The 15,082-nt window shown below is 65.5% G+C and carries 13 protein-coding genes; all 13 read left to right on the top strand.

Going from position 1 to position 15,082, the window contains the following annotated elements:
* Window positions 1-5 precede the first annotated feature (5 nt).
* The 13 genes from rsmH to ftsA are packed head-to-tail and all read left to right on the top strand — an operon-like array spanning window position 6 to window position 15,037.
* A complete protein-coding gene (gene rsmH / locus GA645_RS05715) occupies window positions 6-947 on the top strand; it encodes a 16S rRNA (cytosine(1402)-N(4))-methyltransferase RsmH (RefSeq protein WP_152220744.1) in 942 nt (313 codons plus the stop codon).
* The gene (gene ftsL / locus GA645_RS05720) at window positions 944-1,237 is read left to right on the top strand and encodes a cell division protein FtsL (protein ID WP_152220746.1); all 294 of its coding nucleotides are present in this window, start codon (window positions 944-946) and stop codon (window positions 1,235-1,237) included. The genes rsmH and ftsL overlap by 4 nt, the downstream gene beginning before the upstream one ends.
* Complete coding sequence (locus GA645_RS05725; protein ID WP_152220748.1) at window positions 1,234-2,982, top strand: penicillin-binding protein 2; 1,749 nt, start codon at window positions 1,234-1,236, stop codon at window positions 2,980-2,982. The genes ftsL and GA645_RS05725 overlap by 4 nt, the downstream gene beginning before the upstream one ends.
* Window positions 2,982-4,445: a UDP-N-acetylmuramoyl-L-alanyl-D-glutamate--2,6-diaminopimelate ligase gene (locus GA645_RS05730; RefSeq protein ID WP_152220750.1), complete on the top strand. Its 1,464-nt coding sequence runs from the start codon at window positions 2,982-2,984 to the stop codon at window positions 4,443-4,445. The genes GA645_RS05725 and GA645_RS05730 overlap by 1 nt, the downstream gene beginning before the upstream one ends.
* Window positions 4,438-5,802 (top strand): UDP-N-acetylmuramoyl-tripeptide--D-alanyl-D-alanine ligase, encoded by a 1,365-nt coding sequence (murF, locus tag GA645_RS05735; RefSeq protein WP_152220752.1) that lies wholly within the window; start codon window positions 4,438-4,440, stop codon window positions 5,800-5,802. The genes GA645_RS05730 and murF overlap by 8 nt, the downstream gene beginning before the upstream one ends.
* The gene (gene mraY, locus GA645_RS05740; protein ID WP_152220754.1) at window positions 5,803-6,885 is read left to right on the top strand and encodes a phospho-N-acetylmuramoyl-pentapeptide-transferase; all 1,083 of its coding nucleotides are present in this window, start codon (window positions 5,803-5,805) and stop codon (window positions 6,883-6,885) included. It abuts the gene before it with no gap.
* A 13-nt stretch (window positions 6,886-6,898) separates the two neighbouring features.
* A complete protein-coding gene (murD, locus tag GA645_RS05745; RefSeq protein WP_152220756.1) occupies window positions 6,899-8,245 on the top strand; it encodes a UDP-N-acetylmuramoyl-L-alanine--D-glutamate ligase in 1,347 nt (448 codons plus the stop codon).
* Window positions 8,245-9,444: a putative lipid II flippase FtsW gene (gene ftsW / locus GA645_RS05750; RefSeq protein ID WP_152220758.1), complete on the top strand. Its 1,200-nt coding sequence runs from the start codon at window positions 8,245-8,247 to the stop codon at window positions 9,442-9,444. The genes murD and ftsW overlap by 1 nt, the downstream gene beginning before the upstream one ends.
* Complete coding sequence (gene murG / locus GA645_RS05755; protein ID WP_152220760.1) at window positions 9,434-10,507, top strand: undecaprenyldiphospho-muramoylpentapeptide beta-N-acetylglucosaminyltransferase; 1,074 nt, start codon at window positions 9,434-9,436, stop codon at window positions 10,505-10,507. Before ftsW ends, murG begins: the two co-directional genes overlap by 11 nt.
* Window positions 10,500-11,954: a UDP-N-acetylmuramate--L-alanine ligase gene (gene murC, locus GA645_RS05760; RefSeq protein WP_152220762.1), complete on the top strand. Its 1,455-nt coding sequence runs from the start codon at window positions 10,500-10,502 to the stop codon at window positions 11,952-11,954. The genes murG and murC overlap by 8 nt, the downstream gene beginning before the upstream one ends.
* Window positions 11,951-12,898: a D-alanine--D-alanine ligase gene (locus tag GA645_RS05765; RefSeq protein WP_152220764.1), complete on the top strand. Its 948-nt coding sequence runs from the start codon at window positions 11,951-11,953 to the stop codon at window positions 12,896-12,898. Before murC ends, GA645_RS05765 begins: the two co-directional genes overlap by 4 nt.
* Window positions 12,899-12,901: 3 nt before the next feature.
* Window positions 12,902-13,765 (top strand): cell division protein FtsQ/DivIB, encoded by an 864-nt coding sequence (locus tag GA645_RS05770; protein ID WP_152220766.1) that lies wholly within the window; start codon window positions 12,902-12,904, stop codon window positions 13,763-13,765.
* Between the two features lie 21 nt (window positions 13,766-13,786).
* Entirely contained in the window at window positions 13,787-15,037 is a 1,251-nt protein-coding gene (gene ftsA / locus GA645_RS05775; protein WP_152220768.1) for a cell division protein FtsA, read from the top strand.
* Window positions 15,038-15,082: the final 45 nt, after the last annotated feature.

Below are 15,082 nucleotides of genomic sequence, written 5' to 3' on the forward strand. Positions count from 1 at the left end.
TGCCTGTGACCAGTACCTTCCAACACATCACCGTTCTACTCGAGGAGGCCGTCGAAGCGCTGGCCCCCGTGGCGGACGGCCGCTATGTGGACGGAACCTTCGGAAGGGGAGGGCACAGTCGCGCCTTGCTTGGCAAGCTTGGGCCGGGCGGTCAACTGCTCGGGTTCGACAAGGACCCCCAAGCGATTGCGACGGGAAAAACACTGGCGGCCGAAGACGGCCGCTTCGTCATTGTGCAAAGGTCCTTCGCCGAGATGGCCGAAGAGTTCACCGCGCGCGGCCTGCAGGGCGGCGTGAACGGCGTACTGCTGGACCTGGGCGTGTCCTCGCCGCAGCTGGATGACCCCGAGCGCGGCTTCAGCTTCCTCAATGACGGTCCGCTGGACATGCGGATGAACCCGGATCAGGGCGTCAGCGCGGCGCAGTGGATCGCCACTGCCGCCGAGGACGAGATCGCCCGTGTGTTCAAGGATTACGGCGAAGAGCGCTTCGCCAAGCGCATGGCGCGCGCCATCGTGCAACGCCGCGCGGAAAAGCCGTTCGAGCGCACTGCCGACCTGGCTGCTGTGATCACCGAGGCCAACCCGGCCTGGGAGAAGGGCAAGAATCCGGCCACCCGTGCCTTCCAGGGGCTGCGCATCTTCATCAATAACGAGCTGGGCGATCTGGAGCGTGGCCTCGAGGCTGCAATGGAAGGCCTGGCCGTAGGTGGTCGCCTGGTGGTGATCAGCTTCCACTCCCTGGAAGACCGCATAGTCAAACAGTTCATGCGCAAGCAGGTGAAAGGCGAGGCGGACAACCTGCCGCGCAACCTGCCGATCCAGGTCAAACCGTTCGAGCCGCGCCTGAAGCTGATCGGCAAGCCGGTCTACGCCTCCGAGGCCGAACTGAAGGCCAATCCGCGCTCGCGCAGCGCAGTCATGCGCATTGCGGAGAAGCTGAGATGAGCCGCCTCTTCGCCAAGCGCCTGCCGACCGGCAGCTTCTTCATGTTGCTGCTGTTCATCGGTGTGCTGCTGTCGGCGATCTCCGTTTCCTACAGCGCCTACTGGAACCGTCAGCTGCTCAACTCGCTGTACACCGAGCTCAACGTGCGCGACAAGGCGCAGGCCGAGTATGGCCGCCTGATCCTCGAACAGAGCACCTGGACGGCGCATAGCCGCATCGAAGGCTTGGCCACCGACCAGCTGAAGATGCGCGTGCCCGATCCGACCGAAGTCATCATGGTGGCGCCATGAAGCACCTGCCCGGAGCTCGCTACCCCTGGCGCTTCCGCGTCGTCATCGGCCTGCTGATGGCGATGGTGGCGGCGATCGCCTGGCGTATCGTCGATCTGCACGTCATCGACCATGACTTCCTCAAGGGGCAGGGCGATGCGCGCAGCGTGCGCCATATCTCCATTCCCGCGCACCGTGGCCTGATCACCGACCGCAACGGCGAGCCACTGGCCGTCAGTACGCCGGTCGCCACGCTCTGGGCCAACCCCAAGGAGCTGGTGCTCGAGCGCGACAAGTGGGGCTTCCTGGCCGAAGCGCTGGGTCAGCCGCAAGCAGCCCTGACCGAGCGTCTGGATCAGAACGCCGACAAGGAGTTCATCTACCTGGTCCGTGGCCTGACCCCGGAGCAGGGCGAGGCCGTGATGGCCCAGGTGAAGACCCATCGCATTCCGGGTGTCTATTCGGTCGAAGAATTCCGCCGTTTCTATCCGTCCGGCGAAGTCGCCGCCCAGGTCGTGGGCTTCACCGACGTGGATGATCGTGGCCGGGAAGGCGTTGAGCTGGCGTTCGACAGCTGGCTGGCCGGTGTGCCGGGCAAGCGCCAGGTGCTCAAGGACCGCCGTGGTCACCTGATCCGCGACGTGCAGGTCACCCGCAATGCCAAGGCCGGCAAGACCCTGGCCCTGTCCATCGACCTGCGCCTGCAGTACCTCGCCAACCGCGAGCTGCGCAACGCACTGGTGGATAACGGTGCCAAGGCCGGCAGCCTGGTGATCCTCGACGTGAAGACCGGCGAAGTGCTGGCCATGGCCAACCAGCCGACCTACAACCCGAACAACCGCCGCAACCTGCAGCCGGCGATGATGCGCAACCGCGCCATGATCGACGTATTCGAGCCGGGCTCCACCATGAAACCGTTCTCCATGAGTGCGGCGCTGGAAACCGGCCGCTGGAAGCCCTCCGACAAGGTCGAGGTCTACCCTGGCACCCTGCAGATCGGCCGCTACACCATTCGCGACGTATCCCGTACCGAAGGTCCGGTGCTGGATCTGACCGGCATCCTGATCCGCTCCAGTAACGTGGGCATGAGCAAGGTCGCCTTCGATATCGGCGGCGAAGCCATTTACAGCGTGATGCAGAAGGTCGGCCTCGGTCAGGACACTGGTCTGGGCTTCCCTGGCGAGCGCGTCGGCAACCTGCCGAACTACCGGGAATGGCGAAAGGCGGAAACCGCCACGCTGTCCTACGGCTATGGCCTGTCCGTCACCGCCATCCAGCTGGCCCATGCCTATGCGGCGCTGGCCAACAATGGTCGCAGCGTGCCGCTGACGATGGTTCGCGCCGACCGTCCGGCCGATGCGACCCAGGTTATTCCCGAGCCGGTCGCCAAGACCATGCAGGGCATGCTGCAGCAAGTGATCGAAGCGCCGAATGGCGTGTACCGCGCCCAGGTGCCGGGTTATCACGTGGCCGGTAAGTCCGGTACCGCGCGTAAAGCCCAGGTCGGCACCAAGGGTTACGCCGAGAACTCCTACCGCTCCCTGTTCGCCGGCTTCGCGCCAATGAGCAACCCGCGCTACGTCGCCGTGGTGGTCATCGATGAGCCCAGCAAGGCCGGCTACTTCGGTGGCCTGGTGTCCGCGCCGGTGTTCAGCAAGGTGATGTCCGGCACGCTGCGCCTGATGAACGTGCCGCCAGATAATCTGCCGGCGACTCCACAGCAGCAAGCCGATGCTGCGCCCGCTACCAAAGGAGGGCGTGGCTGATGCCGATGAGCCTCAATCAACTGCTGCCGCAGGCCGAAAGCAGCGAACTGATCCGTGAACTGACCCTGGACAGCCGCACCGTCAAGCCGGGCGACCTGTTCCTGGCCGTGCCCGGTGGTCGCCAGGATGGTCGTGCGCACATCGCTGCCGCCCTGACCCAGGGCGCCGCCGCCGTCGCTTACGAAGCGGAAGGCGCCGCCGATCTGCCGCCCAGCGACGTGCCGATGATCGCCATCAAGGGGCTGGCCAAGCAGCTGTCCGCCATTGCCGGCCGCTTCTACGGCGAACCGAGCCGTGGCGTCGATCTGGTCGGCGTGACCGGTACCAACGGCAAGACCAGCGTCAGCCAGCTGGTAGCCCAGGCGCTGGACCTGCTGGGCGAGCGCTGCGGCATCGTCGGCACCCTCGGTACCGGCTTCTACGGCGCGCTGGAAAGTGGCCGCCATACCACCCCCGACCCGCTCGCCGTGCAGGCGACCCTGGCGCGCCTGAAGCAGGCCGGTGCCAGGGCGGTGGCCATGGAAGTGTCGTCCCACGGCCTGGAACAGGGCCGCGTGGCGGCGCTGGGCTTCGACGTGGCGGTGTTCACCAACCTGTCCCGCGATCACCTGGACTACCACGGCTCGATGGAAGCCTACGGTGCGGCCAAGGCCAAGCTGTTCTCCTGGCAGGGGCTGCGTTGCCGGGTGATCAACCTGGACGACGATTTCGGCCGCCAGCTGGCTGGCGAATCGCACGAATCCCGCCTGATGGGTTACAGCCTGATCGACCCGTCGGCCTACATCTATTGCCGCGAAGCCAAGTTCAGCGACGCCGGTGTGCTGGCGCAGATCGTCACCCCGCAGGGTGAAGGCCTGCTGCGCAGCTCGCTGCTGGGCAAGTTCAACCTGAGCAACCTGCTGGCCGTGGTCGGTGCGCTGCTGGGCCTGGAATATCCGCTGGGCGAAGTGCTTGCCGTGCTGCCGCAGCTGGAGGGCCCGATTGGCCGCATGCAGCGCCTGGGCGGCGGTGAGAAGCCGCTGGTAGTGGTGGATTACGCCCATACCCCGGATGCGCTGGAGAAAGTCCTGCTGGCCTTGCGTCCGCATGTGCATGGCCGACTGCTCTGCCTGTTCGGTTGCGGTGGCGACCGTGACAGCGGCAAGCGCCCGATCATGGCGCAGATCGCTGAGCAACACGCCGATCGTGTACTGGTCACCGACGACAACCCGCGTACCGAGAAGAGCGACGCGATCATCGCCGACATCCGTGCCGGCTTCGCCAAGCCCGAGGCTGTCGAGTTCGTCCCCGGTCGTGGCGATGCCATCGCCCGACTGATCGCCTCGGCCGGCGTGGATGACGTCGTGCTGCTGGCTGGCAAGGGGCATGAGGATTATCAGGAGATCGACGGCGTTCGCCATCCGTTCTCCGATCTTGATCAAGCCGCCAAGGCGCTGGCTGCCTGGGAGGTGAAGCGTGCTTAAGCCCCTGTCGCTCAACGACGTCGCCGGCGCACTCAGTGGCCGCGTGGTTGGCGCCGACGCTACCTTCAATGCAGTGAGCACCGATAGTCGGGCCATCGTGCCGGGCCAGCTGTTCATCGCGCTGACCGGCCCTCGCTTCGACGGCCATGACTATCTGACCGACGTTGCTGCAAAGGGCGCCGTAGCTGCCCTGGTCGAGCGTGAGGTCGCCGGTGCGCCGCTGCCGCAACTGGTGGTGGAAGACACCCGCATCGCGCTGGGCCAGCTCGGCGCGCTGAATCGCGACGCTTTCCCGGGCCGTGTCGCTGCCGTTACCGGCTCCAGCGGCAAGACCACCGTGAAGGAAATGCTTGCCAGCATCCTGCGTACCCAGGGGGACGTCCTGGCCACCCGGGGCAACCTGAACAATGACCTCGGCGCGCCGCTGACCCTGTTGCAGCTGGCGCCCGAGCAGCAGAGCGCGGTCATCGAGCTGGGCGCCTCGCGTATCGGCGAGATTGCCTACACCGTTGCGCTGACCCGCCCCCACGTTGCCATCATCACCAATGCCGGTACTGCCCACGTAGGCGAGTTCGGTGGGCAGGACAAGATCGTCCTGGCCAAGGGCGAGATTCTCGAAGGTCTGGCCGCCGACGGCGTGGCCATCCTCAATCGCGACGACAAGGCGTTCGACACCTGGACGGCTCGCGCCGCCGGTCGTCGCGTATCCAGCTTCGGTCTGCATGACGACCGCGCTGACTTCCGCGCCAGCGATGTGCAGCGCGATGCCCGCGGCTGCCCGGGCTTCACCCTGCGCGCCCCCGCTGGCGAGGCACGCATCCAGCTGAACCTGCTGGGTGAGCACAGCGTCACCAATGCTCTGGCTGCCGCGGCAGCCGCCCATGCCCTCGGCGTGCCACTGGTCGGGATCGTTTCCGGCCTGCAGAACCTGCAGCCAGTCAAAGGCCGCGCCGTAGCCCAACTGGCGACGAGCGGCATGCGGGTTATCGACGACAGCTACAACGCCAACCCGGCTTCAATCTGCGCGGCGATTGATATACTCGCCGGCTTTTCCGGCCGGACCCTCCTCGTCCTTGGGGACATGGGCGAGCTGGGGGCCTGGGCAGAGTCTTCCCATCGTGAAGTGGGAACTTATGCGCTTGGCAAAGTCACCGCGCTCTATGCCGTCGGACCGTTGATGAGCCACGCCGTGCAGGCGTTCGGTTCCGCGGGCCGGCACTTCGCCGATCAGGCCAGCCTGATCAGTGCCCTGGCCGACGAAGCTTCGACAACCACCATTTTGATCAAGGGTTCCCGCAGCGCGGCGATGGACAAAGTCGTCGCGGCGTTGTGCGGTTCCTCCGAGGAGAGTCACTAAATGCTGCTGCTGCTCGCCGAGTACCTGCAACAGTTCTACAAGGGCTTCGGCGTCTTCCAGTACCTCACCCTGCGCGGCATCCTGAGCGTGTTGACCGCGCTCGTCCTGTCGCTGTGGCTGGGCCCGTGGATGATCCGCACCCTGCAGATCCGCCAGATCGGCCAGGCTGTGCGCAACGACGGCCCGCAATCGCACCTGTCGAAGAAAGGCACCCCGACCATGGGCGGTGCGCTGATCCTTACCGCCATCGCCATCAGCACCCTGCTGTGGGCTGACTGGTCGAACCGCTACGTCTGGGTCGTGCTGGCCGTGACCCTGTTGTTCGGTGCCGTGGGTTGGGTCGATGACTACCGCAAGGTGATCGAGAAGAACTCCCGCGGCCTGCCGAGCCGCTGGAAGTATTTCTGGCAGTCGGTGTTCGGCCTGGGCGCCGCGGTCTTCCTCTATATGACTGCTGAGACCCCGATCGAGACCACCCTGATCGTGCCGCTGCTGAAGAACGTCGAGATCCCGCTGGGCATCTTCTTCGTGGTGCTGACCTACTTCGTGATCGTCGGCTCCAGCAACGCGGTGAACCTGACCGACGGCCTCGACGGCCTGGCCATCATGCCCACCGTGATGGTCGGCGGGGCGCTGGGCATCTTCTGCTACCTGTCGGGCAACATCAAATTCGCCGAATACCTGCTGATCCCCAGCGTTCCGGGGGCAGGTGAGCTGATCATCTTCTGCGCCGCTATCGTCGGCGCGGGCCTGGGCTTTCTCTGGTTCAACACCTACCCGGCACAGGTCTTCATGGGTGACGTCGGCGCGCTGGCGCTCGGCGCCGCGCTGGGCACCATCGCCGTGATCGTCCGACAGGAAATCGTGCTGTTCATCATGGGCGGCGTGTTCGTCATGGAGACCCTGTCGGTGGTGATCCAGGTCGCTTCCTTCAAGTTGACCGGCAAGCGTGTGTTCCGCATGGCGCCGATTCACCACCACTTCGAACTCAAGGGCTGGCCTGAGCCGCGCGTGATCGTGCGTTTCTGGATCATCACGGTGATTCTCGTGCTGATCGGCCTGGCCACGTTGAAACTGCGTTGAGGACTGATCGAGCATGAGCCTGATCGCTTCCGACCAATTCCGCATCGTTGTCGGCCTCGGCAAGAGCGGCATGTCCCTGGTGCGCTACCTCGCTCGCCAGGGCGTGTCGTTTGCCGTCGCCGATACGCGCGAGAATCCGCCGGAGCTGGCGACCCTGCGCGAGCAGTATCCGCAGGTCGAGGTGCGCTGCGGCGACCTCGACGCCGATTTCCTCTGCCGCGCCCAGGAGCTCTACGTAAGCCCCGGCCTGTCGCTGCGCGTCCCGGCGCTGGTGGAAGCCGCCGCTCGTGGCGTGCGCATGTCCGGTGACGTCGACCTGTTCGCGCGTCACGCGAAGGCGCCGATCGTGGCCATCACCGGTTCCAACGCCAAGAGCACCGTCACCACCCTGGTGGGCGACATGGCCAAGGCGGCCGGCAAGCGTGTCGCCGTTGGTGGCAATCTCGGCACCCCGGCGTTGGACCTGCTGGCCGACGACGTCGAGCTGTACGTGATGGAACTGTCCAGCTTCCAGCTGGAAACCTGCGAGCGCCTGAACGCCGAAGTCGCCACTTGCCTGAACGTCAGCGAAGACCACATGGACCGCTACGACGGCATGGCCGACTACCACCTGGCCAAGCACCGCATCTTCCGCGGTGCCAAACAGGTTGTGGTGAACCGCGCCGACGCGCTGAGCCGTCCGCTGATCGCCGACAACGTGCCGTGCTGGACCTTTGGCATCAGCAAGCCGGACTTCAAGGCCTTCGGTCTGATCGAGGAAGACGGCGAGAAGTGGCTGGCCTTCCAGTTCGACAAGCTGATGCCGGCCCGCGAGTTGAAGATCCGTGGCGCGCACAACCAGTCCAACGCCCTGGCTGCGCTGGCGCTCGGCCATGCCATCGGCCTGCCGTTCGAGCCCATGCTGCAGACCCTGCGTGAATTCGCCGGTCTCGCCCACCGCTGCCAGTGGGTGCGCGAGCGCAGCGGCGTGAACTACTACGACGATTCCAAGGCCACCAACGTTGGTGCAGCCCTGGCCGCCATCGAAGGCCTCGGAGCCGATATCGACGGCAAACTGGTACTGATTGCCGGTGGCGATGGCAAAGGCGCTGACTTCCAGGACCTGCGTGTTCCCGTGGCGCAGCATTGCCGCGCGGTGGTGCTGCTGGGTCGTGATGCCGAACTGGTCGGCGCGGCCATCGGCAATGCAGTGCCCAAGGTGCGTGTGAACACCCTCGACGAGGCCGTCGAACATGCCGCCGATCTGGCGCTGTCGGGCGATGCCGTGCTGCTGTCGCCGGCTTGCGCGAGCCTGGACATGTTCAAGAACTACGAAGAGCGCGGCCGACTGTTCGCCAAGGCCGTGGAGGAGCTCGCCTGATGTTCTCCTTCCTGCGCCCCTATCCGTCCCCGCTGATCAGCCGCCACGGTATCGACATCGACTTCCCGCTGCTGGCGGGTTGCCTGGCGCTGCTCGGCCTGGGACTGGTGATGGTCACCTCGGCGTCCTCTGAAGTGGCCGCGGCGCAGTCCGGCAATCCGCTGTACTTCTCGGTCCGTCACCTGATCTACCTGGCCATCGGCTTCGTCGCCTGCGGCCTGACCATGATGATCCCGATGGAAACCTGGCAGCGCCTGGGCTGGAAGCTCCTGGCCATCGCCTTTGGGCTGCTGGTGCTGGTGGTGACCCCCGGTATCGGCCGCGAGGTGAACGGTTCGATGCGCTGGATTGGTTTCGGCCTGTTCAACATCCAGCCCTCGGAGATCGCCAAGGTCTTCGTGGTGATCTTCATGGCCGGTTATCTGGTGCGCCGCCAGGAAGAGGTGCGCGAGAGCTGGCTCGGCTTCTTCAAGCCCTTCGTGGTGCTGCTGCCGATGGCCGGCCTGCTGCTGCGCGAGCCCGACTTCGGCGCCACCGTAGTAATGATGGGCGCCGCCGCGGCCATGCTGTTCCTCGGCGGGGTGGGGCTGTTCCGCTTCGGCCTGATGGTTGCCCTGGCCGTCGCCGCAGTGGTGCTGCTGATCCAGACCCAGCCCTACCGGATGGCGCGCCTGACCAACTTCACCGATCCCTGGGCCGACCAGTTCGGCGCCGGCTACCAGCTCAGCCAGGCGCTGATTGCCTTCGGTCGTGGCGGCTGGACGGGCATGGGCCTGGGCAACAGCATCCAGAAACAGTTCTACCTGCCCGAGGCGCACACCGACTTCGTGTTTGCCGTGCTTGCCGAGGAACTGGGCATCGTCGGGGCCATGGCCACCGTGGCCCTGTTCGTCTTCGTCAGCCTGCGTGCGCTCTACATCGGCATCTGGGCCGAGCAATCCAAGCAGTACTTCTCCGCCTACGTGGCCTACGGCCTGGCGTTCCTCTGGATCGGCCAGTTCCTGATCAACGTGGGTGTGAACGTCGGCCTGCTGCCGACCAAAGGTCTGACCCTGCCGTTCCTCAGCTATGGCGGCAGCTCGCTGGTGATCTGCTGTGCCCAGCTGGGAATGCTGCTGCGTATCGAATGGGAACGTCGCACCGTGATGGGTAGCGAGGAATATGAATTCAGCGAAGAGGACTTTGCCGATGAAAGGTAACGTCCTGATCATGGCTGGCGGCACTGGCGGACACGTGTTCCCGGCGCTGGCCTGCGCCCGCGAGTTCCAGGCGCGCGGCTACAACGTGCACTGGCTCGGTACGCCGCGCGGTATCGAAAACGACCTGGTACCCAAGGCTGGCCTGCCGCTGCACCTGATCAACGTCAGCGGTCTGCGTGGCAAGGGCCTGAAGTCGCTGCTGCGTGCACCCTTCGATCTGCTCAAGTCACTGTTCCAGGCCATTGGCGTGGTTCGCCAGCTCAAGCCGGTCTGCGTGCTCGGACTGGGTGGTTACGTCACCGGCCCGGGGGGGCTGGCCGCCAAGCTGTCCGGTGTGCCGCTGGTGATCCATGAGCAGAACGCCGTTGCTGGAACTGCCAACCGCAGCCTGGCACCGCTGGCCAAGCGGGTCTGCGAGGCCTTCCCGGACACCTTCGACGCCAGCGCCAAGCGCCTGACCACCGGCAACCCGGTACGCGCCGAGCTGTTCCTGGAGGCAGGCGCCCGCGCACCGCTTTCGGGGCGCCGCGTCAACCTGCTGGTGCTGGGCGGCAGTCTGGGCGCCGAGCCGTTGAACAAGCTGATTCCCGAAGCGTTGGCGCAGATTTCCGCCGATGCTCGTCCGGCGATTCGCCATCAGGCCGGTCGTCAGCACGACCAGGTCACTGCGGAGCGTTATCGCAGCGCCGGTGTCGAAGCCGACGTCGCTCCGTTCATTGCCGACATGGCGGCCGCCTATGCCTGGGCTGATCTGGTGATCTGCCGCGCCGGTGCGCTGACCGTCAGTGAACTGACCGCCGCCGGCCTGCCGTCCTTCCTGGTGCCGCTGCCCCACGCGATCGACGACCACCAGACCAAGAACGCCGAATTCCTGGTGCGGGAGGGCGCCGCCCACCTGCTGCCACAGAAATCTACCAGCGCCGCTGATCTGGCCGCGCAGTTGTCCGAGGTATTGATGCATCCCGATTCCCTGACCCGCATGGCCGGCCGCGCTCGCAGCCTGGCCAAGCCCGAGGCTACCCGTACGGTAGTCGATGCCTGCCTGGAGGTGGCCCGTGGTTAAAGAACCCACCGGCGTTACCCGCACCATGCGGCGTATCCGTCGTATCCACTTCGTCGGGATCGGCGGCGTGGGCATGTGCGGCATCGCGGAAGTACTGCTCAACCTCGGTTACGAAGTGTCCGGCTCCGATCTCAAGGCCTCGCCTGTGACCGAGCGCCTGGAGAATTTCGGCGCCGAGATCTTCATCGGCCACCGTGCGGAAAACTCCGACGGCGCCGATGTGCTGGTGGTGTCCAGCGCAGTGAACAAGGCCAACCCGGAAGTCGCTGCCGCGCTGGAGCGCCGCGTGCCGGTGGTACCGCGGGCCGAGATGCTCGCCGAGCTGATGCGCTACCGCCACGGCATTGCGGTGGCCGGCACCCACGGCAAGACCACCACCACCAGCTTGATCGCCTCGGTGTTCGCCGCGGGCGGCCTGGACCCGACCTTCGTCATCGGTGGCCGCCTGAACGCCGCCGGCACCAACGCGCAGCTGGGCACCAGCCGCTATCTGGTAGCTGAGGCCGATGAGAGCGACGCCAGCTTCCTGCACTTGCAGCCGATGGTCTCGGTGGTCACTAACATCGACGCCGACCACATGAGCACCTACGGCGGCGACTTCAACAAACTCAAGCGCACCTTCGTCGACTTCCTGCACAACCTGCCGTTCTACGGGCTGGCCGTGGTCTGCGTGGACGACCCGGTGGTACGCGAGATCCTGCCGCAGGTCGCCCGCCCGACCGTGACCTACGGCCTGAGCGAGGACGCCGACGTTCGCGCTATCAACATCCGCCAGGAAGGCATGCGCACCTACTTCACCGTGCTGCGCCCCGAGCGCGAGCCGCTGGATGTCTCGGTAAACATGCCTGGCCTGCACAACGTGTTGAACTCGCTGGCGACCATCGTGATCGCCACCGATGAAGGCATCTCCGACGAAGCCATCGTCCAGGGGCTGTCCGGCTTCCAGGGCGTAGGCCGGCGCTTCCAGGTCTACGGCGACCTGCAGGTCGAAGGCGGCAGCGTGATGCTGGTCGACGACTACGGCCACCATCCGCGCGAAGTCGCGGCGGTGATCAAGGCCGTGCGCGGCGGCTGGCCGGAGCGTCGTCTGGTGATGGTTTACCAGCCGCACCGTTTCACCCGCACCCGCGATCTGTACGACGACTTCGTGCAGGTGCTGGGCGAGGCCAATGTGCTGATGCTGATGGAGGTCTACCCGGCCGGCGAAGAGCCGATCCCCGGCGCGGACAGCCGCCACCTGTGCCACAGCATTCGCCAGCGCGGCCAGCTCGATCCGATCTATCTGGAGCGCGGCGGTGACCTTGCTTCGCTGCTGGGTCCGCTGCTGCGCCCTGGCGACATCCTGCTCTGCCAGGGCGCCGGTGATATCGGCGGTCTGGCGCCGCAACTGATCAAGAATCCGATGTTCGGCGCCGCCGATGCTGGCGCCGAGGGGAAGAAGCCATGAGTGACGTCCTCAAATCCACCCTCGACCCCCGCGCCTTTGGCCGCGTCGCCGTGCTGTACGGCGGCAAGAGTGCCGAGCGCGAAGTATCGCTGAAGTCCGGCGCCATGGTTCTGCAAGCGCTGCAGGCCGCAGGCGTGGATGCCTTCGGCATCGACGTGGGCGACGACCTGCTTCAGCGTCTGATCAGCGAGAAGATCGACCGCGCCTTCATCATCCTCCACGGCCGTGGCGGTGAAGACGGCAGCATGCAGGGCCTGCTGGAAGTCGCTGGCATTCCCTATACCGGTAGCGGCGTTCTGGCGTCCGCGCTGGCGATGGACAAGCTGCGCACCAAGCGCGTGTGGCTGAGCCTCGGCTTGCCGACGCCGAACTATGCCGTGCTGAGCAGCGAGGCCGATTGCCGTGCCGCCGCTGCGGAACTGGGCTTCCCGCTGATCGTCAAGCCGGCCCATGAAGGTTCCAGCATCGGCATGGCCAAGGTGGGCAGCGTGGAAGAGCTGATCACCGCCTGGCAGGGCGCTGCCCAGTACGATTCGCAGGTGCTGGTCGAGCAGTGGATCAGCGGTCCGGAATTCACCATCGCCGTCCTGCGTGGCCAGGTGCTGCCGCCCATTCGCCTGGGCACCCCGCACACCTTCTACGACTACGACGCCAAGTACCTCGCCAGCGATACCCAATACCAGATTCCTTGCGGCCTCGACGCCGCGAAGGAAGATGAACTGAAGGACCTGACCGCACGTGCCTGCGATGCCCTCGGCATCCAGGGCTGGGGTCGGGCCGACGTGATGCAGGACGCCGAAGGGCGTTTCTGGCTGCTGGAAGTGAACACCGCACCGGGCATGACCGACCACAGCCTGGTGCCCATGGCCGCACGCGCGGCCGGCCTGGATTTCCAGCAACTGGTGCTGGCCATTCTCGCCGACAGCGTCGAGGCAAGGGGGTAAGTCATGAACGGCGCGCAGCTTCGTCATCAGCAACCCGGTATCGGCCGTGTACCCGCACGCAAGCCGGCGGCCCGTGGCGCCAGTCGCCTGGTGGCCAAGGAGCCGCTGAGTGCGCGCATGCCCAAGCCGAGCTTCGGCTTCCTCAAGGTACTGCTGTGGCCGCTGGTGCTGGGTGTGCTCGGTGTCGGCACCTATTACGGCGCACAGTACGCGCTGCCCTATGCCGATCGTCCGATCGCCAAGGTCAGCGTGGAAGGTGACCTGAGCTACATCAGCCAGCAGGCGGTGCAGCAGCGGATCAGTTCCTACGTCTCCGCGAGCTTCTTCACCATCGACCTGGCCGGCATGCGCCAGGAACTGGAGCAGATGCCCTGGATCGCCCATGCGGAAGTCCGTCGCGTGTGGCCCGACCAGGTTGTGATTCGCCTGGACGAGCAACTGCCGATCGCCCGCTGGGGCAATGAAGCACTGCTGAATAACCAGGGCCAGGCCTTCGCCCCGCGCGAAGTGGCCAACTACGAGCACCTGCCGCGCCTGTCCGGCCCGCAGCGGGCTCAGCAACAAGTGATGCAGCAGTACCAGATTCTCAGCCAGATGCTCCGTCCACTGGGCTTCACCATTTCCAGCCTGGACATGAGTTCGCGTGGCGCCTGGACCCTGGGCACCGCGCAAGGCGTGGAGATCATGCTGGGCCGCGATCACGCGGTAGAACAGATTCGCCGGTTCGTGACCATCTACGACAAGGCGCTGAAAGATCAGATTTCGAAAATTGCGCGCATCGACATGCGCTACCCCAACGGCCTGGCCGTGGCGTGGCGCGACCCGATGCCGGAAACGACGGTGGCGCAGACCACCGCCGTGCGTTGAGTTGAGGAGACTTCGATAAACATGGCAAGCGTGCAGAGCGGCAAAATGGTCGTCGGCCTGGACATCGGCACCTCCAAGGTGGTGGCGTTGGTGGGCGAGGTAGCGGCCGACGGCAAGCTGGAAATCGTTGGCATCGGGACGCATCCGTCGCGTGGCCTGAAGAAGGGCGTGGTGGTGAACATCGAGTCCACCGTCCAATCGATCCAGCGCGCCATCGATGAGGCCCAGCAAATGGCGGGCTGCCGTATCCACTCGGCCTTCGTCGGCATCGCCGGCAACCATATCCGCAGCCTGAATTCCCACGGCATCGTGGCGATCCGCGACCGCGAAGTCAGCGGCGCGGACATCGAGCGCGTGCTGGACGCGGCCCAGGCCGTGGCCATCCCGGCTGACCAGCGTGTGCTGCACACCCTGGCCCAGGACTACGTGATCGACAACCAGGAAGGCGTACGTGAGCCCCTGGGCATGTCCGGCGTGCGCCTGGAAGCCAAGGTGCACGTGGTGACCTGCGCGGTGAACGCCGCACAGAACATCGAGAAGTGCGTGCGCCGCTGCGGCCTGGAAGTGGACGACATCATCCTCGAGCAGCTGGCTTCGGCCTACTCCGTGCTGACCGAGGACGAGAAGGAACTGGGCGTGTGCCTGGTGGACATCGGTGGCGGCACCACCGACATCGCCATCTTCACCGAAGGCGCCATCCGGCATACCGCGGTGATCCCGATCGCCGGCGATCAGGTCACCAACGACATCGCCATGGCGCTGCGCACCCCGACACAATATGCCGAAGAGATCAAGATTCGGTATGCTTGTGCCCTAGCCAAATTGGCCGGTGCGGGCGAAACCATCAAGGTGCCCAGCGTAGGGGACCGGCCGCCGCGGGAACTGTCGCGCCAAGCGCTTGCCGAAGTGGTCGAGCCTCGTTACGACGAGCTGTTCACTCTGGTTCAGGCGGAACTGCGCCGCAGTGGCTACGAGGACCTGATTCCTGCGGGGATCGTCCTGACCGGTGGCACTTCCAAGATGGAAGGCGCCGTCGAGCTGGCCGAAGAGATCTTTCACATGCCGGTGCGCCTGGGCGTACCTCACAGCGTCAAAGGACTGACCGACGTCGTGCGCAATCCAATCTACTCCACGGGTGTGGGCCTGCTCATGTACGGGCTGCAAAAGCAGTCCGACGGCATCTCCATGTCCAGCGGCAGCAGCAGCTTCAGCGACGAACCCAAGGCACCGGTACTGGAACGGCTCAAACGCTGGGTCCAGGGCAATTTCTGATTTACCACCGCGGTAAACGTAGGCGACACAACTAGAAAGGAAGGA

It is taken from the genome of Pseudomonas sp. SCB32 (assembly GCF_009189165.1).
GTDB lineage: Bacteria > Pseudomonadota > Gammaproteobacteria > Pseudomonadales > Pseudomonadaceae > Pseudomonas.